Here is a 20,722-nt window from a genome sequence, read left to right as displayed (position 1 = left end):
CAGCAAGCGAATCAGCGGTCAGCCCAAGTGCGGGAGCACTGCCCCGCCGCCTGCCCGTATGCTGCTCGCCTGCAAAGCGTTGACGAATCAAGCCTGACGGATATGGCCTCAGGCATCAAATGGTCAAGCCCGATGGCGCGGTGACAACCGCTTTCCGCGCGTCGGGCTTTTTGTTTGGCAGGAGCCCCCGAAGAAGAAGCCCCGACCCTTGCCCGCCGTTCGTGTGGCGGGCAGGCGGCCGGGGCTTTGGGAGACGGATGATGATATCCCGCAAACTCAAACCTACCGCGCGCCGCCTTGCGGAAGCGGGCCTCGTCGCCCTTCTTCTGGATCTCCCGCAGGATTGCGCTGTAGACCGTAGCCGCCGGCGTCGTGCCGTCGGACTGCCAGTAGCCGGCTTGGAAGGCGCGCTCGACGATGGTCTTGCAGTCGAGCGGCTCGCCAGCCTCCTCGAACACCTTCGCCGTCCGCATGGTGAAGAAGGCATGCGCGTTCTGCTCTGGTAGCCGCCGGTCAGCCGCAACATCGGACGCGGTGGGCTCGCGCATTGCGTTGCCCTGCCAGGACGAAGTCCTGGGAATCGAGTATGCCTCACGGCGCCCAACGCAGAGGCGCCTCAACATGACATTCGGGGGCGTGACTGCGGCGCGTGTGGCGAAGCCCCCCTCGGGTGTCATCCTGAAGGCCGCTCAGGCGGCCTGAAGGACCTCGCCGTGTCGCCTCCTGCACATGGGGCTCGGTTCGGACGCTGAGGATTGTGGCCTGGGATTTGTGAAAGGAGGGTTCGGCTTTGGTGCTTCCGCGTTGTATGGGCAGCGGCGAGATGTTTCGGCGCCCAACGCAGAGGCGCCTCAACATGACATTCGGGGAGGCCCGCGGGCCGTTCGCCGTGCCCATCGTCGTGCTCGCCATGCCGTCGTGGTTGAGAAGACGTTCTGCGCTGCACCGGCCCTCGGCCGCTATCCTGCGGTTGACACGACGCCGACCGAACGGGTAGCGTGCCCCCATCGGCGCCTTTCTTCGGGGAGGAAGACATGAGACTGCACATCGTGTACGACAACACCGCGTCCGACGGCTACCGGGCGCACTGGGGGTTCGCCTGCCTGATCGACGGCAAGGAGCGCGTGCTCTTCGACACGGGCACAGACCCCGCAGTCCTGCAGTTCAACATGGAGCACGCCGGCGTCGATCCGGACTCGATCGACAAGGTGGTCCTTTCGCACGACCACGACGACCACCGGGACGGGCTGGCCTACATCAGTGCGAACAACACCCGCGCCGAGCTGTTCATCCTGCCCACCTTCGGCCCGGAGGCGCGGACGCTGGCCGGCAAGATGACGATCCGGGAGGTCACCGAGCCGCGTGAGATATCCCCCGGCATGCACAGCACCGGCCCGGTCGAGGGCGTGGCGTGGGAGCAGGCCCTCGCCCTGGAGACCGACAAGGGGATCGTGCTCGTGGTCGGCTGTTCGCACCCGGGCGTGCACAAGCTGATCGAGGCGGCGCGCCGGTTCGGCGAGATCCACGCGGTGCTCGGCGGCCTGCATGACTCGGACCGGCTGGAGGCGCTGGACGGCATCCCGTTCGTGGCGCCCTGCCACTGCACGCAGCGCACGGCGGAGGTCATCGCCCGCTTCCCGGACACCTACCGGAAGGTCAACGCCGGCACGGTGCTGGAGTTCTGAGCGGGCCGGACGGCTACTCGGCCAGGAGCAGGTCAAGCTGTCGCCGGGCCATGTTGATGCGCTCGACCGTCACCCGCAGGGGCTGTCCCAGGCGGAAGGCACGGTCCGTGCGCGTGCCCACGAGCGCCCGCCGCCGCTCGTCGTAGCGGTAGAAGTCGCCGCCGATGTTCTGCACCTTGATGAGCCCCTCGACGGAGTAGTCGTCCAGGCGCACGAACAGGCCGTATTCCTGCACCCCGGTGATCACCGCATCGAACACCTCGGAGGCGTGGTCTTCGAGGTAGCGCAGGAGCTTGATCTTGACGATCTCGCGCTCGGCCTCGTCGGCCCGTTCCTGCATCGCGTTGCAGTGCGAGGCGATGTTGGGCAGGCGGTCCTTCCACCGGTTGCGCAGGGAGGCGGCGCTCTGCTTGCCGGCCAGGAACTGGTCCAGTATCTGGTGCACGACCAGGTCCGGGTAACGGCGCACGGGCGAGGTGAAGTGGCAGTAGCGCTCGAAGTGCAGCGCGAAGTGCGGCCGGCAGTCGGGGCTGTAGACGGCGCGCTGCATCGTGCGCAGCATCTGCATGTTCACCGCCTCGGCCAGATGGGTGCCGGCCACCTCGGCCAGGAGGTCCTGAAGCTGGCGGCGGTCCAGCACGTCGACCTTCCGGCTCATGACGGTGCGCAGGAAGGCGGCGAACTCCTTGAGGTCCTCCTCCGGCGGCGGCTCATGGATCCGGTAGAGCGCCGGCAGCCTGTGCCGCCGCATGAACTCGGCCACGGCGCAGTTGGCCGCCAGCATGAACTCCTCGACCAGCCGGTGCGAGCGGTCCCGCACGACCTGTGAGACGCTCACGACCCGCCCGTCCTGGTCGACGTTGACGGCGTACTCGGTCAGATCGAGGTCGATCGAGCCCCTCTCCTGGCGCCGGGCGCTGAGCTGGCCGGCCAGTGCGTCCAGGCCGGTCAGGAGCGACCAGATGTCGTCCGGCAGACGCTCGGCGGCCGCCGCAGCGGCCGGCTCCTCGGCCTCGGCCGCCTCCAGGGCCGCCTGCACCTCCGTGTAGGTCAACCGGCGGTCCACGTTGATGACCGAGTGGCACAGGGAGTAGTCGCGCAGCTCGCCGGCCTCGTCGAACTCCAGCACGACCGTCTTGGCCAGCCTGTCCCTGCCCGGAACGACGCTGAACACCTCCTTGCTCTGGCGCGGCGGCAGCATGGGGACGACGTCGCTGGCCAGGTAGACGCTGCAGCCCCGGGAGTGGGCCTCCCGGTCGATCGGATCGCCCGGCTGCACGTAGAAGGACAGGTCGGCGATGTGCACCAGGACGACGCGGCGGCCCGAGTCCTGATCGCGGTAGAACGACAGCGCGTCGTCGAAGTCCTTGGCGTCCTCGGGGTCGACGGTCACGGTCGTGTGCCGGCGCAGGTCATGTCGGCCGGCGCCCTGCTCGGCAGGCGGATCGTCGGGCACCTGCTCGGCGGCGGCCAGCACGGCGGGCGGGAACTCGCGCGGCAGGCCGAACTCCAGGATCACCGACCGGACGTCGACGCCCGGATCCCCGGGTCGGCCGATGACCTCCTTCACCTCCCCTTCCGCGTTGTGCCGCAGCGAGGGCCAGGAGGTCACCTCCACGAGCACCTGGTCGCCTTCGCGGGCCTCCAGGGCGTCGGCCGGCGACACGTAGATGTCCCGGAACAGCCGCGGGTTGTCCGGCGTGACCCGGGCGAACCGCTTGCCCGGCACGAAGGTGCCGAGCACGTGGGTGTTGTGGTGCTCCAGCACCTTGATGATCCGCCCGGCAGGCCCCCGCCCCTTTCCGCCGCTGCGGCGTCGGGCCGCGGCCTGCCGGCTCGTGTCCACGACGACCAGGTCCCCGTCCATGCCCCCGTTCAGGTCCTCCTCGGCGATGTAGACGTCCTCCCCTTCGCCCAGCAGGGGGCGCACGAACCCGAAGCCCCGCGCGTTGCCCTGCAGGCGCCCGGTCAGCAGGCCCGCCGCCTCCGGATTCACCCAGTGCTTCTTCTTCACACGCACCAGGAACCCCTCGCGCTCCAGCTCGGAGAGCATCCCGGTGAACCCCGCCAGGTCGGGCCGCTCGACTCCAAGGCGCCGGGCCAGTTCCTCCGTGTTCATCTGCCGGTAGTTGCGCGCGCGCACGACCTTGAGGACCGCGTCCTTTTCCACCATGGGAGAATCCCTCGTTCGGGAGACGTGCGAAACGGATGGGCACATTCTACCGCAGGCGCCCGCCGCGAACCACGCGGGGCATGGCTCTTTGAATCCCGCCCCGCACTTGCCGCACAATGTCCGGAGGGTCCTCGAATCGCTCAGGAGACGCATGGTGTCCGCACGCACACGACGGCCCGGGATATGGCCGGCCCTGGTGGCCGCCCTCCTGTTGCCGCTGCCGGCGGCCGGCGCGGCGGGGGAGGGAACCCGCCTGGCCTCGGCCATCGAGAGCACGCTGCGCAGGCTGGACCTGCGCAAGGACGAGGTCGGCGTCCACGTGACGGCCCTGGGCAGCGGCCGCGTGATCTACGCGCACAACGCCGCGCGCCGTTTCATCGTGGCCTCGAACATGAAGCTCGTCACGGCGGCCACCGCCCTGGAGGCCCTGGGGCCGGACTACGAGTTCCGCACGGCCCTCTACGGCGGCGGGCCGGTCCGGAACGGCGTCCTGGAGGGCGACCTGATCCTGCGCGGCGGCGGCGATCCGACGCTGGGCGGCCGGCATGAGCCGGAGGACGCCGCCGACATCTTCCGCCGGTGGGCACGCGTGCTCAAGGCCCGGGGCATCGAGCGCATCGAGGGCGACGTGGTCGCCGACGAATCGTTCTTCGACACCGTTCGGCGCCATCCGGACTGGGACCGGTACCCGGTCTGGAACTGGTACTACGGCACGGTCTCGGCCGTGGCGATCAACGACAACTGCGTGACCGTGCACGTGCTGCCCGGCGACCGGCCCGGGCAGCCGGCGCGCGTCACCCTGGAGCCCGCCGCCGCGCCGCTGCGCGTGGACGTCGTGTGCGAGACGCACGCCTCGCGGCACGCCATCTGGTTCGACCGGGACCGGGACGCCGACGTGCTGAAGGTCGGCGGGTCCGTGCGCGTGCACGCGCCCGTCTACTCGCACCCGGTCACCGTGCCCGATCCGGCGCTGTACGCCGCCTGCGTGCTCCGGGACGTGCTGGAGCGGGAGGGCGTGGCGGTGCGGGGCCGGGCACGCGCGGCACCCGCCGGCGCGCCGGCGGACGCCGAGCCTCTCTGCGTTCGCAGCGCCGCCCTGCCGGCCGTCCTGCAGGCCATGCTGACGCGCAGCCACAACCACGTGGCCGAACAGGTGCTCAAGACGATCGGCGCCGAGACGGCCGGGCGCGGCTCCTGGGAGACCGGCACGGCCCGGGCCGGCGCCCTGCTGCGGGAGATGGGCCTCGGGGAGGACGCCTTCCGCCTGGCCGACGGCAGCGGCCTGTCGCGCGCCAACGAACTGACGCCGGAGCTGATCTGCGCCCTGCTCCTGCACATGAGCCGCACTTCGTCCGGCACGCGGTTCGCCGACATGCTGGCCGCGCCCGCCGAGGAAGGCACCCTGCGGGGCCGCCTGACGCGCGAACCGTACCGCAGCGCCGTGCGGGCGAAGACGGGCTACCTGAACGGCGTGGGCGCCCTGAGCGGCTACGCGCGCACGCGCAGCGGCACGGAGGTCGCCTTCTCGATCCTGGTCAACACATCCCGCCCCGGGTCCATGCGGGATCGCGTCGACGCCCTCTGCCGCGCCATCGTGGACCATGCGGAATGACGGGCCGGCGCGCGGCGCCGCCTGCCGCGTCTTGACGCCCCCGACGGGCGTCCATACAATGAAGACAGCGGCCCGATCCCGGCAGCCTCCAGACTGGCCTGGCCCATGTACGAACTCAGCATCGAAGCCGATTTTGCGGCCGCGCACTGCCTGCGCGGCTACCCGGGCGACTGCGAACGCCTGCACGGCCACAACTGGCGCGTGCAGGTGCGTGTGCGCGCCGCCGGACTGGACGCACTGGGCATGGTCATCGACTTCCGCGAGCTGAGGCGGCTGCTGGACGCGGCCCTGTCGGAACTGGACCATCGCTACCTGAACGAACTGCCGCCGTTCGACGAGGTCAACCCGACGACGGAGAACCTGTGCCGCCACATCGCCGAACGGCTGGCATCGCAACTGCCCGCCGGGGTGTCGGTGCGGCGCGTGACGTGCTGGGAGTCCGACCGCTGCGCGGCCAGTTACCTGCCGCCGGCGGCCGGGGAGGAGCCGGACGATGGAGGATGACCATGTCTGCGAGAAGTGCGGGAAGCGCCGGGCCACGTGGCACCTGACGGACTTCGTGGACGGCACCTGCCGCCAGCAGCACCTCTGCGACGAATGCCACGCCGGCACCGAGGACGGCGCGCGCAAGATGGACGCCGCGTTCCGGCGCCTGATCGCCGCCGTGGTGCCGGAGCTGCAGGAGCAGATCGTCCCGCGCTGTCCCCTGTGCGGCATCGACTACCTGGAGTTCCGCCAGCACATGCAGTTGGGCTGTCCCAACGACTACGAGGCGTTTGCAGAGCCGCTGGGCCTCCTCCTGGAGCGCGTGCACGGCGCCTCGCAGCACGGGGGCAAGACGCCGCCCCGCGAGGGCCCGGAGGCTGCCGTGCACAGCCGCGTGCGTTCGCTGCGCAGGCAGCAGCAACGGGCGATCGCCCAGGAGAACTACGAACTGGCCGCCGAGTTGCGCGACCGCATAGGAAAGCTGGAGCAGGATGGACCTCGCCCGCCTGAAGGATAGGCCCGTCGAATGGCTCCGGGGCGGCCCGGAAGACGACGTCGTCGTGAGCAGCCGCGTTCGGCTGGCGCGGAACGTCGAGGGCTACCCGTTCGTGGGCCGTGCCTCGCCCCACCAGAAGGCGCGCATCGAGGAGGTGCTGCGCCACGCCGTGCTGGCCGCCGCACCCGACCCGCCGCTGGAGTACGTCCGCCTGGACGGGCTGGACCCCCTCACGCTGGATCTGCTGGTGGAGCGGCGGCTGGTCAGCCGCGAGCACGCCGAGGCCGACTGGGTGCGGGGCGTGGCCTTCGATGACGCCGAGCGCATCAGCGTGATGGTCAACGAGGAGGACCACCTGCGCATCCAGTTCGTGCGGGGCGGCCTGTGCCTCGAGGAAGTCTACGACCGGGCGGACGCGTTCGACGACCTGCTCTCCGGCCGCGTGCCGTTCGCCTTCTCCCCGCAATGGGGCTACCTGACCGCCTGCCCCACCAACGTGGGCACCGGCCTGCGGGCCAGTGTGATGTTCCACCTGCCCGGCCTCGTGATGGCCCAGGAGATGGACCGCGTGCTCGCCCTGGCGCGCGAGGAACGCCTGACGCTCCGGGGCGTCTACGGCGAGGGCACACACGGGGCAGGCGACTTCTACCAGTTGTCCAACCACACCTCGCTCGGCCCCGGGGAGGAAGAACTGGTCAGCCTGGTGCTGACGGCGGCCCGCACGGTGGCCCGCATGGAGCGGGACGCGCGCACGGCCCTGCGCGACGATCACCCCGAGGAGTTTCGCCGCCGCATCGAACACGCGTTCCGCCTGCTCCGCTCGGCGCGCACCATCTCCTCGGAAGAGGCGCTGAGCTTCATCTCGCAGGTGCGGATGGGCGTCGAGACGGGCCAGTTGACGGCCCCGTCGCTGGCGGCCCTCAACGATCTGCTCCTCTTGACATTGCCGGCCCATCTGCAGACAATGGAAGGCAGAGTCCTGGACAGCAGTGTCCGGAACGAATTGAGAGCGACATACGTAAGAAACCGGCTGGCAATGGGTTGAGTCGCGTTGCCGGGGAGCGAGTAGATGTTCGACAAGCTGACGGAAAAGGCCCAGAAGGTCCTGCGCGGCGCCCGGCTGGAAGCCCAGCGGATGGGCCACCAGTACATCGGCACCGAGCACCTGCTGCTCGGCCTCGTGCGCGAGGGCTCCGGGGTGGCCGCCACCGTGCTGCAGAGGCTCGGGGTGGACCCCAAGCGCATCCGCCTGGAGGTCGAGAAGGTCGTGCGCGACGGCTCGGACGTCGTCTCGACCGGCCGCGAGGCGAACCTGGCCCCCATGGCCCAGGAGGCGTGCAAGTACGCCGCCGAAGAGGCCAAACGGATGGGCCGCAACTACGTCGGCACCGAACACATCCTGCTCGGCCTGCTGCGCGCCGAGGACAGCCCCGCCGCCCAGGTGCTGATGAACCTGGGTGTCGAGTACGAAGAAGTGCACGAGAGCGTCATGGAGCTGCTCGGGCCCGAACTGGACGACGAGGAGGGCGAGGAACAGGACGCCCGCGCCCCCTCCGGCAAGAGCAAGACGCCCGCGCTCGACTCCTTCGGCCGCGACCTCACCATGCAGGCACGCGCCGGCGAGCTGGACCCCGTCATCGGCCGTGAGCACGAGATCGAACGCGTCATCCAGGTGCTCTGCCGCCGCAAGAAGAACAACCCCGTGCTGCTCGGCGAGGCCGGCGTCGGCAAGACGGCCATCGTCGAGGGGCTCGCCCAGGACATCGTCAACAGCAATGTGCCGCGCCTGCTGCGCGACCGCCGCATCGTTGTGGTGGACCTGGCACTGATGGTGGCCGGCACCAAGTACCGCGGCCAGTTCGAGGAGCGGATCAAGGCCGTCATGCAGGAGGTCGTCAAGGCCCGCAACATCATCCTGTTCATCGACGAACTGCACACGCTGGTCGGAGCCGGCGGCGCCGAGGGCGCCATCGACGCCTCCAACGTGCTCAAGCCGGCCCTGGCCCGCGGGGAACTCCAGTGCATCGGCGCAACGACGCCGGACGAATACCGCAAGTACATCGAGAAGGACGGTGCCCTGGAGCGCCGCTTCCAGACCATCGTGGTCGATCCTCCCTCGCGCGACGAGACCGTCGAGATCATCAAGGGCCTGCGCGAACGCTACGAGACGCACCACTGTGTGCAGATCACCGACGAGGCCATCCGGGACGCCACCGAGCTGTCGACGCAGTACGTGACCGGCCGTTTCCTGCCCGACAAGGCCCTGGACGTCGTCGACGAGGCATGCTCTCTGGTGCGGCTGCGCAGCATGTCCGTCACACCGGAGATGAGGAAGCTGCAGCAGGACCTCGCCCGCCTGTCCGCGGAGAAGGACGACGCGGTGCTGGCGCAGGACTTCGAACGCGCCGCCAGCCTCCGCGACCAGATCGACAAGCTCCAGCAGGAGCAGCGGCTCCTGGACGAAGCCGAACTGGAGAGCGCCGAGGTCGTCGGCATCGTCGATGAGGACGTGATCCGCGAGGTCGTCTCCAAGATGACCGGCGTGCCCCTGGCCCGCCTCGAAGTGGAAGAGGCCAGCCGGCTCCTGCAGATGGAAGAGGAAGTGCACCGCATGGTCGTGAGCCAGACCGAGGCGGTCAACGCCGTCAGCCGGGCCATCCGGCGGTCCCGTTCCGGCATGAAGGACCCCCGGCGGCCCATGGCCAGCTTCCTGTTCATCGGCCCCACGGGCGTCGGCAAGACACTGCTGGCCCGGTCCCTGGCCCGCTTCATGTTCGGCAACGAAGACGCGCTGATCCAGATCGACATGTCCGAGTACATGGAGAAGCACAACGTCTCCCGCCTGGTCGGCGCACCGCCCGGCTACGTGGGATACGACGAGGGCGGCCAACTGACCGAGCGGATCCGGCGGCGCCCCTACAGCGTGGTCCTGTTCGACGAGATCGAGAAGGCCCACTCCGACGTCTTCAACATGCTGCTGCAGATCATGGAGGACGGCCGGCTGACCGACAGCTTCGGCCGCCGCGTCGACTTCAGCAACTGCGTGCTGATCATGACCTCCAACATCGGCGCCGAGGTCATACGGAACAGCTCCGGGCTCGGCTTCCGCAAACAGAGCGAGGAAGTCGACTACCAGACGATGAAGAAGCAGCTCATGGAGCAGGTCGAGAAGCACTTCCGCCCCGAGTTCCTCAACCGCATCGACGACATCATCGTCTTCCACGGCCTGAACCGCAGCGACCTGGCCCAGATCGTCAAGCTGGAACTGGACAAGGTCCGCGAGCGCCTGGATGCGCGCGACATGAAGCTGGTCGTGCGCAAGAAGGCCATCGACCTGGTCATCGACAAGGGCTACAACCCCGAGTTCGGCGCCCGGCCGCTGCGACGCGCCATCGAGAAGTACGTCGAGGACCCCCTGAGCGAGCGCATCCTGGCGGGCAAGTTCACCTCCGGGCGCATCGTCGTGGACGTCCTGGACGACGAACTGACGTTCGAGCTGGAACGCCTCGAACCGAAGGCCGTCACGCACTGACGCACGGGCCCGCCCGCGGCCGCTCAGGACCCCGGGCGGGCGTCCCGCCACATGCCTGCCCCGGCGGCGCGCGCCGTCTCTTCCGCCGCCAGATAGGCGGCCCGACGCCTGTGCATCCCGCTGCGGTAGGCGGCGGCGAACCCGTGCTCGAGCATGAACAGGCCGAAGTCCTCCGCGCGCTCCCCCTCGCCCACGTGCACGTAGGCCAGCGTGCGCCCGTAGTCGTCGCGCCGGTCGCCGCCGATCTCCAGCACCACCCGCCTGCCCTTCAGGCGCGCGATCGCCTGCCCCGTCGCCTCCTCCGCCCAGCGCCTCACCTGTGGCGGCGTCAGCCCGTAGCGGCTCGCCTGCGCGGCCGTCTTCTCCTCGTTGTGCCCGTCCGGAGTGTCGATGCCGAGCACGCGCACCTTCCCGACACCCGAGACCTCGATCGTGTCGCCGTCGTAGACATACTCGACCACGCCGGACAGCGACGGAGCCGGGGCCGCCCGCCTCTCAACGGCCGGCGACCTGAGACCGCGGCGCACCGCAAGGACCCCCAGCAGCAGAACGGCGCCGAGGATCAGAAGCAGGCCCGCAGCCGCCAGTGCTCCCGCCATCTTCCGGCCCATCCTCTCCCTCCTACTCCCCCGGCCGCGTGCCCCGGATCGTCACGGAGCCGTGCCGGTGGGAGTGGCATTCCAGGTTCACGGCCAGCGGCAGGCTGGCGATGTGGCACGGCGCCTGCTCAAACAGGACGGCCAGGGCCGTCGTGCGGCCGCCCAGCCCCTGCGGACCGATCCCGAGGCGGTTGACGCGCTCCAGGGCCTCGCGTTCCAGTTCGGCCAGTTCCGCGTCCGGCTGAGGGCCGTCCAGGTCGCGCAGCAGCGCACGCTTGGCCAGCAGAGCCGCCCGCTCGAAGTTGCCGCCCAGCCCCACGCCGACGATGATGGGCGGGCACGGGTTGGCGCCCGCCTGCCGCACGGTCTCGACCACGGCGTCCAGCACGCCCTCCCGGCCGGCCGCAGGCGCCAGCATGAACGTGCGGCTCATGTTCTCGGCCCCGCCCCCTTTGGCCAGCAGATCGATGGTCAGGTGCGGCCCCTCGCACTGCTCCATGTGCACGATGGCGGGCGCGTTGTCCCCGGAGTTGGCGCGGCCCAGCGGCGTCCTCACCGTCGAGGCGCGCAGGGGGTGCTCGGCGGCCGCGCGCCGGATGCCCGCGTCGATGGCGGCCTGCACCGTGCCGCCCTCGATGACCACGCGGTTGCCGATGCGCACAAAGGCGACGGCCAGCCCCGTGTCCTGGCACAGCGGCACGCCCTCGGTCCGGCTGATCCGCTCGTTCTCCAGCAGGGCCGCCAGGATGTCGCGCGCCACCGGGGCCGTCTCGCGCTCCATCGCCCGCTCAAGCGCCGCACGCACGTCCGCACGCAGGTGCGTGTTGATGCGGCGGTAGAGTCCCGCCGTCGCCTCGGCAACGGCCTCCGCCCTGATGATGGCCGGCTCCGCCATCGCGCCCTCTCTCCCGTTGACAGGAATCGGTCCTTCCCGGTCAGAATGTACGCGGGCCGCGCGGCCGGTTCAAGGCGCGTCGACAATGGACAGACCCCCTGCCGGACCGTACAGTGAGCGTAGGAGTCCGCGCAAGGGGGGATGAGACGCACGTGGGCGGCTGCTGCCCCGCGGCCGGAGGCTTGCCCGCCGGGGCGGGCCGCCGTGCCACCCACGACGTCCGTGTGTCCGTGTCCGTCCGTGTTCGTCCGTGTCTGTCCGTGTGTCCGTGTGTCCGTGTCTGGCCCCGCGCGCCGCCCCCACAGCCGCCGGTTGTCCGTGCCGGCCGCATACCGGTAGAATGCCGCCACCTCTCTCCGGGAGCGCCCGCGCCGTGAAAGCCGTCGCCATCATCCCCGCCCGCTACGCCTCGACGCGCCTGCCGGGCAAGCCCATCCTGGAGGCCGCCCGTCAGACCACGGGCAAGTACATCATCCAGCACGTCTACGAGCGGGCGGCTGCCGCGCCGTCCGTGAGCCGCGTGATCGTGGCCACCGACGACGCCCGCATCGCGCGCGCGGTGCAGGACTTCGGCGGCGAGGCGCGGATGACGTCGCCCGACCACCAGAGCGGCACCGACCGCATCGCCGAGGCCGCCGTCGGCGTGGACGCGGCGATCATCGTCAACGTGCAGGGCGACGAGCCCGAGATCCGCCCCGAGCAGGTCGAGCAGGTCGTACGCCTGCTGGCCGACGACGGCGACGCCGTCATGGGCACGCTGGCCCACCCCATCGCCTCCGAGCGGGAGTGGCGCGACCCCAACGTGGTCAAGGTGGTGACCGACGCCCGCGGCGGCGCCCTCTACTTCAGCCGCAGCCCCATCCCCTACACGCGCGACGCCGGCGGGTGGGCGGCCAACGGCCCGCTGAACGCGCTCCACCACCTGGGCATCTACAGCTACCGGCGCGACTTCCTCTTCCGTTACGCCTCGCTGCCGCTCGCCCCCCTGGAACTGGCCGAACGCCTGGAGCAACTGCGCGCCCTCAGCGCCGGCTACCGCATCAAGGTGGGCGTCACGCCCCACGCCTGCATCGGCATCGACACGCCGGAGGACCTGCAGGCCTGGCTGGCCCGCCACACTGCCGGCAGCGCCTGAGGACCGCAAGGGAGGCTCACGCGCCGGTCGGCGCGGGCTCGGCGCAGGCCCGGGCGAACGACCGCCGGGCGGCCAGCATCAGCGCCACGCCCGCCAGCGGCACGAGGGCGTAGGAGCCGAACAGCGCCGGATACCCCCAGCGCTCGATGATCTCCCCCCCGAGGCTGCTGCCCAGCCAGGCCGTGACGCCCAGCGTCAGCGACATGTAGAGCGCCATGGCCAGCCCCCGCCGCTCGGCGGGCACCGCCCGCCGCAGGAACTCGATGGAGGCCCCGTGGAAGAAGCCGAACGTCAGCGCATGCAGCGCCTGCGAGGCCAGCACGACCGGCAGAACCGGGACGAACGCGTAGATCGCCATCCGAAGCGAGGCCCCGAGCATCGAGGCGATCAGCATCCTCTGGAGCCCGAACCGCCGGATGGCGCGGCCCGCAAAGAACATCACGGGGGTCTCCACCAGCGCACCGAGCGCCCAGACCCACGCCGCCTGCTTCATGGCGAACGTCTCGCGCAGATAGAGCGTGAAGAACGAGTAGTAGGCGGCCATGCCGAAGCGCTGCGCGCCGGCCGCCAGCAGGAACAGCCAGAAGGCGGGGACGAACCGTGCGGGCGCCTTCGCGGGATCTGCCTTCGCATCGGCCACCCGCGACGGGCGCGAGTCCGGCAGCATGAACGAACTGACGATGCACAGCCCGGCCGTCAGCACCATCATGCGCATCATCGAGGCGGGCGAACCCTCGTCCACCAGTCGGAACGCGCGGAACGCCAGCAGCGACAGCACGAAGCTGCCGCTCCCCCACGCCCGCACCCGGCCGTACTGGTGCACGGGGTCCGGCAGCGCCTCGGCCGCCAGGACGTCCGTCAGAGGGATCGCCGGCCGGAGCACGAAGCCGATCGCCGCCGCCAGCACGGCCGCCGTCGCGAAGCCGGGGGGCCCGGCCAGGGGCACCAGGAGGGCGGCGTAGGCGGCCAGGCCCGCCGCCAGTATCCACTTGTGGTGCCCCACGCGGTCGGCCAGGCGGCCCAGCAGCATCGGGCCGCAGATGCCGGCCAGCCCCAGAAGGCCCTGCAGATGCCCCACCTCGCGCTCGGAGAACCCGAGGGACTGCAGGAACACCTGCAGATAGGGGCTGAAGGCCGCCATCAGGGCGAACAGGAGGAAGTACTGAGCCGAAAACCGGATCATGGCTCCGTTCCGGGACGCCGCCCGCCCTTCAGATGCGGATGGTCTTGAACTGCGGCAGATAGCGGCGGTTCCTCTTGAGCATCTCGCGCGTCATGTCCTTGATCTCGGCCAGGGAGAGGACGGCGGCCGTCAGCGGATCGTAGCAGATGGCCTGGTAGAGCAGCGTCGGGTCGCCCGTGAGGGCCGCCTCGACGGCCATCTCCTCGACGGCGATGCTGATGTTGTTCAGCGCCGCGCACTGCGGCGGCAGCGGGCCGACGTGGAAGGCGTTGATGCCCCGCCTGTTGGCCACGACGGGCACCTCGACGCACGCGCCCTCGGGCAGATTGGGGATGATGCCCGTGTTGGGCACGTTGCCGTTGAACTCGAACGGCTCGCCGCCCACGCGCGCGTTGATGATCGCGGCCGCATACTCGTGCCCGCGCTCCAGCGAGATCGGGGCGCCCTTCCGGAACCACTCGCGGACCTGCTTCTTCCACGTCTTCTGGCGCGATGCGTACTCGTTCAGAATGTACGCGTACTCCCCCGGGTTCCAGCCCGTGCCGTGGGTGCAGTACTTCTCGATCAGGTCGGGGCGCTTGCGGAACCACCAGTTGTACTCCGAGTTGTGCCCGCTCGACTCGGTCACGTAGTAGCCGAGGGCGAGGAACATCTCGTTGCGCACCTGCTCCTCGTTGTAGATCTCCGGCTTCCTCAGCGCCCGGCGGATCAGCGGGTAGGCGTCCTTGCCGTCCTTCTCAAACCGCACGTACCATGCCTGGTGGTTGATGCCGGCGCAGACGTAGTCGATGCGGTCCATTGGCGTCCTGATCCAGCGGGCCAGCATGCCGGCCGTCCCCTGCACGCTGTGGCACAGGCCGGTGGCCTGGATGGTGCTCTCCCGCTGCATCGCCCGGCAGAGCATCGCCATGGGATTGGTGTAGTTGAGCAGCAGTGCGTCGGGGCACAACTCCTCCATGTCGCGGCAGATGGCCAGCATCTCCGGGATCGTGCGCAGCGCGCGGAAGATGCCGGAGACGCTGCGCGTGTCGCCGATGTTCGTGTCGACGCCGTACTTCTTGGGGATCTCGATGTCGTGCCGCCAGACGTTCACGCCGCCGGCCAGTATCGTACAGACGACGGCGTCGGCGCCCTGGAGCGCCTCGCGGCGGTCCATCGTCGCCTCGATCCTGGCGGGGTACTGCCCCTTGTCCGCGATCGCCTGGACGGCCCGCCGGGCGAAGTCCAGCCGCTCCGTGTTCACGTCCATCAGGGACAGCGTGGCGTCCTTCAGCAGCGGGAACGTCAGGATGTCCCGCACCAGCCCGCGCGTGAAGCCGAAGCTCCCTGCGCCGATAAACGCGATCTTCGCCATCGAGCCAACTCCCTTGGGATTCCGCCTGCAAGACGCGAGCGCGCATCCTACACCATCGGCCGCCCGCTGCAAGTGCATGGCCGGCGTCCCCGGCCGCGGGGCGGCGGGCGCCCGGGGCTACCCGCCGGGGGGCAGGGCTCGCAGCGCGGCCGCAGCGCTTCGACGTCGGCCGACGTGTAGCCGACGGTCTCCTCGGTCATGGCGCAGGCGGCGCCGGCTGCGACCGCCCAGCGCAGCGACTCGGCGGGGTCGGCGCCCAGGCTCTCGCCCTTCAGCCAGCCGACCAGGAACGCGTCGCCGCAGCCGACGACGTTGCGCACCTCGTCGTCGCGCAGACGGCAGATGCCGCCGATCGTCTGCCCGGCGCGCACCAGCCAGGCGCCGTCGGCGCCCAGGGTGACGAGCACCGTGCGCACGCGCCCGAGCAGCTCGGCTGCGGCGGCCGGCGCCTCGTCGGGGCCGACCGGCCGGCCCAGGCACTCGCCCAGCTCCAGCAGGTTCGGCTTCAGCGTGTCCACGACATCCGTGGCAACCGCCGCGGCCAGCGCCGGGCCGCCGGCGTCCACGATCAGCCGCGCGCCCGCCTGGCGGCACGCCACGAGAAGGCCGGCATAGTCGTCGGGCGTCATGCCCGGCGGCACGCTCCCGGAGAAGCTCGCCGTCGGCCGGTCCAGCCCCGCCAGCACCTCGCAGAGGGCACTCCGCAGGCGCGCCAGGTCGTCCGGCCCCACCTCGAAGCCCGGCTCGCGCAGGTGCGTGGTCGTGCCAGCGACCGGGTCCAGGATGGTCGTGTTCATGCGCGTGCGCCCGCCGACGGTGCACAGCGCGCAGTCCACCCCGTCCGCGCCCAGGCTGTCGGCGTACGTCTGGGCCTGGTCGCGGCCGACGAAGCCCGCCGCCCGTGCGTGCACGCCCAGGCGGGCCAGGCCGCGCGCCACGTTGATGCCCTTTCCGGACGGCTGAAGGTGCCTGACCCGCGCACGCGCGTGCACACCGACGCGGAAATCGGGCACCTCCAGGATGCGGTCCACGGTGGTGTTGAGCGTGACGGTGACGATCATCGCCCGCCCTCCGCCCCGCCGAGGGCGAACCGGTGCAGGGGCGTGTGGACGGGGCCGTCCGGACGCAGTTCGCTGTGCATCAGGAGGAAGGAATCCACTTCCACAATGCCGAAACGGGCCTCGGGCTGCTCGGCCGCCATCGCTTCGACGGGCGGGCACCCGCGCACGTCCTTCACGCGGCCCAGGGTGACGTGGGCGTGAAAGCGCCGCCCCTCCCGGCGGACGCCCAGGGCCTCGCGCAGGGCCTCCTCGAGTTCGCCGTGGAGGGCAGCCAGCGCGCCCGTCGGCTCATGCACGCCGACGTGCACGACGCGCGGCGCTCCGCGCGGGGGAAACGCCGCCAGGCCGCCGACCTCGATCGAGAACGGGGGCACCCGCCCGGCCGGCGGCTGCATGCACTCGATCGCGACCGGCAGGTCCGTCGGGCGCAGCTCGCCGATGAACTTCACGGTCAGATGCATCGCGTCCGGCCGCACCCAGCGCACCGCACGGCCCGCCAGGGGCTTGAGGCGGTCGACGGCGCGCGCCAGGGCGGTCCGGCACGCCTCGTCCAGCTCGATGGCCACGAACGTCCTCACGCGTCCCGGCCCCCTGCGTCCTTCTCTGCGGGCGGTTCCAGCTTCTCGAACAGGATGACCGGCTCGCCCAGCGGGCGCCCCTCGGGCAGCGGCTGAGCGGCCGCCTGCCAGGTCAGTTCCTCGGACCCGGCCGACAGCATCGCGGCCGTGCGGGCCGCCGCGAACGGCAGGAAGGGCTCCATCACAACCGCCAGGGTCTTGACCGTGTTCAGGCAGACGTTGATGACCGTCGCGCAGGCGGCCGGATCGGACTTGCGCAGCGCCCATGGCTGACGGTGGTCGAAATACTTGTTGCCGTCGCGTGCGGCCGCCATCACCTCGCCCAGGGCGTCCTTGAACCGGTACTCCTCCAGCAGCGCGGCCACGCGGTCGGGCAGGGCGGCCACCGCGTCGAGCTGCGCGCGGTCCTGGTCGGTCAGCTCGCCGCGCGCGGGCACCTTGCCGCCGAAGTAGCGGTGCACGAACGTCATGTTGCGGTGCACGAAGTTGCCGAGCGCGGCCATCAGCTCCTCGTTGTTGCGCCGGATCAGGTCGTCGAACTGGAAGGCCGTGCGCTGCTGCTCGGGCGCGATCATCGTCAGGTAGTAGCGCAGCGGGTCGGGCGCGTAGTCCTGCAGGTAGTCGCGGATCCAGACGGCGGTGCCGCGGCTCTTGGAGATCTTCGCCTCGTCCTGGCCCGGGAACCGGATGTTCAGGAAGCAGTTCGCGGGCACGTTGTGCGGGAGCTGGTAGGTGGCCTCGCCCATGAGCATGGCGGGCCAGATGAGGGCGTGGAAGACGACGTTGTCCTCGCCGATGAAGTGGACGATCCGGCAGTCGGGGTCCTTCCACCAGCGTTGGTAAGCGCCCGGCTCCTCACCGCGCTCCCGGCACCACTGCTCGGTAAAGGAAACGTAACCAATCGGCGCGTCGAACCAGACGTAGAGCACCTTCCCGTCGGCGTCGGGGTCGTCCGGCAGCGGCACGGGCACGCCCCATTCCAGGTCGCGCGTGATCGGGCGCACGGGCAGCCCGGCGCCGAGCAGCCCCAGGGTGAAGTTGCGGACCATCGGGCGCCACTCCGGATGCCCCTCCAGCCAGTCGCGCAGGCGGTCCTCGAACTCGGGCAGGCGGAAGAACCAGTGGACGGTCCGGCGCACCTCGGGCGTGGCGCCCGTGACGACGCTCACCGGGCCGATGAGCAGCGAGGGGTCGATCGTCTTGCCGCAGGTCTCGCACTGGTCGCCGCGGGCCCCGCCGGCGCCGCAGTGGTGGCAGGTGCCCTCCACGTAGCGGTCGGGCAGGAACATGCCCGCCTCGGGGTCGTAGAGCTGCTCGGTGGAGCGCTTCTCCAGGTAGCCGGCCTCGAGCAGCTTGCGGAAGAAGCCCTGGCTGATCTCGCGGTGGATGTCGGTGGCGCTGGTGCCGCTGTAGATGTCGAAGGACACGCCCAGGCCGTCGAAGTCGCGCTTCTGTTCGGCCCGGTAGTGCTCGGCCACCTCGCGGGGCGTCTTGCCCTCCTTGCGCGCGCTCAGCGCGGTGGGCACGCCGTAGTCGTCGGAGCCGCAGATGAAGGCCACCTGGTCGCCGCGGGCGCGCAGGTAGCGCACGAAGATGTCTGCCGGCAGGTAGCAGCCGGCGATGTGGCCGACGTGCAGCAGCCCGTTGGCATAAGGGAGCGCCGCCGTAACCGTGAATCGCCTCTTGTCCATGGATGCCGTAACCGTGAGAAGCCCGAGGAATGCGCGGCACGGGCGCGCCGCGCGCACGCACGCACTATATCAGAGCCGGCCGCACGGCCGCAACCGGCGCCGGACGCCGCCCGGATCGGCTCAGTGGGCGTGGCCGACGCTCTCGGCCATGTTCAGGTGCCCGTACTGCACGCCCTTGAGCGCGATCATCCGGTCGGCCAGCGCCCGCAGGTCCCTGCCCCTGCCCTTGAGCACGACCGCCTCCAGGCACGTTTCCTTGTCGACGTGCACGTGAAACGACCCGATCACCTGCGTGTGCGATTCGTGCTGGAGCTCCATGAGCCGCTCCGAGACGCCCATGGTGTGGTGGTCGTAGATGAGCGTCAGCACGGCGAACGTGCGGTGCTCGGGCGCCTGCCATGCCTCTTCGAGCAGGCGCCTGCGGATCAGGTCGCGCACGGCTTCGGAGCGGTTGGGATACCCCTGCTTCCGGATCAACTGGTCAAACTCGTCGAGCAGCCCCAGGCCGAGCGAGACGCCGAACCGTACGGTGTCCGTCATGGTCGCACCTCCCTTCTGACGTGGCGACACGCGTAACACCCGAGGGTTCCATCATAACACGACCCGCCCGTCGGGCAAGCACCGCCGGGCCGCTCAGGGCATCGTCTCCCGGATCAGGGGCCAGGACTGGTCGGCGTAGAATCGGTGGCCGGCCGGCTCGCCCTCCTCCCCCCGGGATTGAATCCCCCCCGGCACTCCTATACAGTATTGGTACCCGGGCCGAGGGCGGCCCCTCGCCGCACCGAACTCGAAGGAACACGCGCGATGAAGAAGCCCTGGAGCGGCCGGTTCGTCAAGGACACCGACGAGGCCGTCGAGCAGTTCACCGAATCGGTCTCGATCGACCATCGCCTCTACCGGCAGGACATCCGCGCGGGCGTTGCGCACGCGCAGATGCTTCAGAAGTGCGGTCTGATCACCCTCGAGGACCTGACGGCCGTCTGCGAGGGACTCGCCCGGATCGAGCAGGAGATCGACGCGGGCTCCTTCGAGTTCCGCGTGCCGCTGGAAGACGTGCACATGAACATCGAGGCCGCACTGATCGAACGCGTCGGCGACCCCGGGCGCAGGCTGCACACGGCCCGCAGCCGCAACGACCAGGTGGCCTGCGACATGCGGCTCTGGTGCCGCGAGGCGGCCGAAGGATGCCGGGCCCGGCTGCGCGAGTGCCAGCGCGCACTCGTGGCAAAGGCCCGGGAGTACTCCGACGCCGTCATGCCGGGCCTCACGCACCTGCAGCACGCCCAGCCCGTGCTCCTGGCCCACGTGCTGCTGGCCTACGTGGAGATGTTCGCCCGGGACGACTCGCGGCTGGCCGACTGCGGCGCACGGCTGAACGTCAGCCCCCTGGGCGCCTGCGCCCTGGCCGGCACCTCGCTGCCCACCGACCCGCAGAGCACGGCCGAAGCGCTGCAGTTCGACCGCTGCTTCTCCAACAGCATCGACGCGGTCAGCGACCGGGACTTCGTGATCGAGTTCGCGTTCGACCTCAGCATGATCGCCATGCACCTGTCCCGCATGGCCGAAGACTGGGTGCTCTGGGCGTCGGCGGGGCTGAACTTCGTGGACCTGGACGAGGCATACTGCACCGGCTCGAGCATCATGCCGCAGAAGAAGAACCCCGACGTGCTCGAACTCATGCGCGGCAGATGCGGCCGCGTCTACGGCGACCTCCTGGCCCTGCTGACCATGCTGAAGGGCCTGCCCCTGGCCTACAACCGGGACATGCAGGAGGACAAGGCCGCGCTCTTCGACGCGTTCGACACCGTCGACCGGTCGCTGCAGCTCGCGGCCGACCTGGTGCGCAACGCCGCCTTCAAGCGCGACAACATGCGGAACGCCTGCCGGACCGGCTACCTGGACGCCACGTCGCTGGCCGAGTACCTGGTCCGCCGCGGCGTGCCCTTCCGCGAGGCCCACGCCGCCGTCGGACGCGCCGTCCATCAGGCCGCATCCGACGAGACCCCCTTGAGCAAGCTCAGCCTGGACCAGTTGCGCGGGTTCTGCCCCGCGATCGACGAGGACGTCTACGACGTGCTGGGCATCGAGAACTGCGTGGCCAACTACCGGTCGCACGGTTCCTCGTCGCCGGCAGAGGTGGAACGACAACTGGCCGAATGGGGGGAACGCCTGGCGGACGATCCGGCGTCACAGACCCGCCTTGAAAGCGGCCACCAAAACGGGCCATAATGGCCATATCGTC

At 70.3% G+C, this 20,722-nt stretch carries 18 protein-coding genes; 8 read left to right on the top strand and 10 right to left on the bottom strand.

Translation table 11 applies throughout. The features are described from left to right. Nucleotides 1–11: 11 nt before the first annotated feature. Nucleotides 12–548, bottom strand: a complete 537-nt coding sequence (locus GXY85_10620; protein ID NLW51273.1) for a hypothetical protein — start codon at nucleotides 546–548, stop codon at nucleotides 12–14. Between the two features lie 486 nt (nucleotides 549–1,034). On the opposite strand from GXY85_10620, the gene GXY85_10615 reads away from it, so the two are divergent. Beyond that, on the top strand, nucleotides 1,035–1,685 hold the full coding sequence (locus GXY85_10615) for an MBL fold metallo-hydrolase (protein NLW51272.1): 651 nt from the start codon (nucleotides 1,035–1,037) through the stop codon (nucleotides 1,683–1,685). 13 nt (nucleotides 1,686–1,698) lie between these two features. On the opposite strand, the gene rnr is transcribed toward GXY85_10615, so the two are convergent. Next, entirely contained in the window at nucleotides 1,699–3,858 is a 2,160-nt protein-coding gene (gene rnr / locus GXY85_10610; GenBank protein ID NLW51271.1) for a ribonuclease R, read from the bottom strand. A gap of 154 nt (nucleotides 3,859–4,012) precedes the next feature. Between rnr and dacB the strand changes: the two genes are divergently transcribed. The 5 genes from dacB (at nucleotide 4,013) to GXY85_10585 (ending at nucleotide 9,984) form a co-directional block, all read left to right on the top strand. Continuing rightward, a complete protein-coding gene (gene dacB / locus GXY85_10605) occupies nucleotides 4,013–5,470 on the top strand; it encodes a D-alanyl-D-alanine carboxypeptidase/D-alanyl-D-alanine-endopeptidase (protein NLW51270.1) in 1,458 nt (485 codons plus the stop codon). A gap of 105 nt (nucleotides 5,471–5,575) precedes the next feature. Further along, complete coding sequence (gene queD / locus GXY85_10600) at nucleotides 5,576–5,974, top strand: 6-carboxytetrahydropterin synthase QueD (GenBank protein NLW51269.1); 399 nt, start codon at nucleotides 5,576–5,578, stop codon at nucleotides 5,972–5,974. Then, on the top strand, nucleotides 5,964–6,473 hold the full coding sequence (locus GXY85_10595; GenBank protein NLW51268.1) for a DNA helicase UvrBC: 510 nt from the start codon (nucleotides 5,964–5,966) through the stop codon (nucleotides 6,471–6,473). Before queD ends, GXY85_10595 begins: the two co-directional genes overlap by 11 nt. Continuing rightward, nucleotides 6,448–7,497 carry an ATP--guanido phosphotransferase gene (locus GXY85_10590; GenBank protein NLW51267.1) on the top strand — a complete coding sequence of 350 codons (1,050 nt, stop codon included), beginning with the start codon at nucleotides 6,448–6,450 and terminating at the stop codon, nucleotides 7,495–7,497. Before GXY85_10595 ends, GXY85_10590 begins: the two co-directional genes overlap by 26 nt. 24 nt (nucleotides 7,498–7,521) lie before the next feature. Next, complete coding sequence (locus tag GXY85_10585; protein NLW51266.1) at nucleotides 7,522–9,984, top strand: ATP-dependent Clp protease ATP-binding subunit; 2,463 nt, start codon at nucleotides 7,522–7,524, stop codon at nucleotides 9,982–9,984. Nucleotides 9,985–10,007: 23 nt separating this feature from the next. On the opposite strand, the gene GXY85_10580 is transcribed toward GXY85_10585, so the two are convergent. Then, entirely contained in the window at nucleotides 10,008–10,595 is a 588-nt protein-coding gene (locus GXY85_10580; GenBank protein NLW51265.1) for a hypothetical protein, read from the bottom strand. A gap of 10 nt (nucleotides 10,596–10,605) precedes the next feature. Continuing rightward, nucleotides 10,606–11,478 (bottom strand): fumarate hydratase, encoded by an 873-nt coding sequence (locus GXY85_10575; GenBank protein NLW51264.1) that lies wholly within the window; start codon nucleotides 11,476–11,478, stop codon nucleotides 10,606–10,608. 373 nt (nucleotides 11,479–11,851) lie between these two features. On the opposite strand from GXY85_10575, the gene kdsB reads away from it, so the two are divergent. Next, nucleotides 11,852–12,613: a 3-deoxy-manno-octulosonate cytidylyltransferase gene (kdsB, locus tag GXY85_10570; GenBank protein NLW51263.1), complete on the top strand. Its 762-nt coding sequence runs from the start codon at nucleotides 11,852–11,854 to the stop codon at nucleotides 12,611–12,613. A gap of 16 nt (nucleotides 12,614–12,629) precedes the next feature. Here kdsB and GXY85_10565 read toward each other — a convergent pair whose 3' ends face one another. The 6 genes from GXY85_10565 to nikR form a co-directional block, all read right to left on the bottom strand. Then, nucleotides 12,630–13,796, bottom strand: a complete 1,167-nt coding sequence (locus GXY85_10565) for an MFS transporter (GenBank protein ID NLW51262.1) — start codon at nucleotides 13,794–13,796, stop codon at nucleotides 12,630–12,632. 28 nt (nucleotides 13,797–13,824) lie between these two features. Continuing rightward, nucleotides 13,825–15,150, bottom strand: a complete 1,326-nt coding sequence (melA, locus tag GXY85_10560) for an alpha-galactosidase (protein NLW51261.1) — start codon at nucleotides 15,148–15,150, stop codon at nucleotides 13,825–13,827. A gap of 47 nt (nucleotides 15,151–15,197) precedes the next feature. Continuing rightward, on the bottom strand, nucleotides 15,198–16,211 hold the full coding sequence (locus GXY85_10555) for a hexose kinase (GenBank protein ID NLW51260.1): 1,014 nt from the start codon (nucleotides 16,209–16,211) through the stop codon (nucleotides 15,198–15,200). Continuing rightward, complete coding sequence (gene thpR, locus GXY85_10550; protein ID NLW51259.1) at nucleotides 16,208–16,789, bottom strand: RNA 2',3'-cyclic phosphodiesterase; 582 nt, start codon at nucleotides 16,787–16,789, stop codon at nucleotides 16,208–16,210. Before thpR ends, GXY85_10555 begins: the two co-directional genes overlap by 4 nt. Beyond that, nucleotides 16,786–18,480 (bottom strand): methionine--tRNA ligase, encoded by a 1,695-nt coding sequence (gene metG / locus GXY85_10545; GenBank protein NLW51258.1) that lies wholly within the window; start codon nucleotides 18,478–18,480, stop codon nucleotides 16,786–16,788. The genes thpR and metG overlap by 4 nt, the downstream gene beginning before the upstream one ends. A gap of 120 nt (nucleotides 18,481–18,600) precedes the next feature. Then, on the bottom strand, nucleotides 18,601–19,020 hold the full coding sequence (gene nikR, locus GXY85_10540) for a nickel-responsive transcriptional regulator NikR (protein NLW51257.1): 420 nt from the start codon (nucleotides 19,018–19,020) through the stop codon (nucleotides 18,601–18,603). Between the two features lie 264 nt (nucleotides 19,021–19,284). Here nikR and argH point away from each other — a divergent pair, with 264 nt between their 5' ends. Next, the gene (gene argH / locus GXY85_10535; protein ID NLW51256.1) at nucleotides 19,285–20,709 is read left to right on the top strand and encodes an argininosuccinate lyase; all 1,425 of its coding nucleotides are present in this window, start codon (nucleotides 19,285–19,287) and stop codon (nucleotides 20,707–20,709) included. Nucleotides 20,710–20,722: the final 13 nt, after the last annotated feature.

This window comes from Candidatus Brocadiaceae bacterium (assembly GCA_012728835.1).
Lineage (GTDB): Bacteria > Planctomycetota > Brocadiia > SM23-32 > SM23-32 > JAAYEJ01.
Note: the sequence above shows the minus strand (reverse complement) of the source record. Positions and strands in the feature narration are given on the sequence as shown.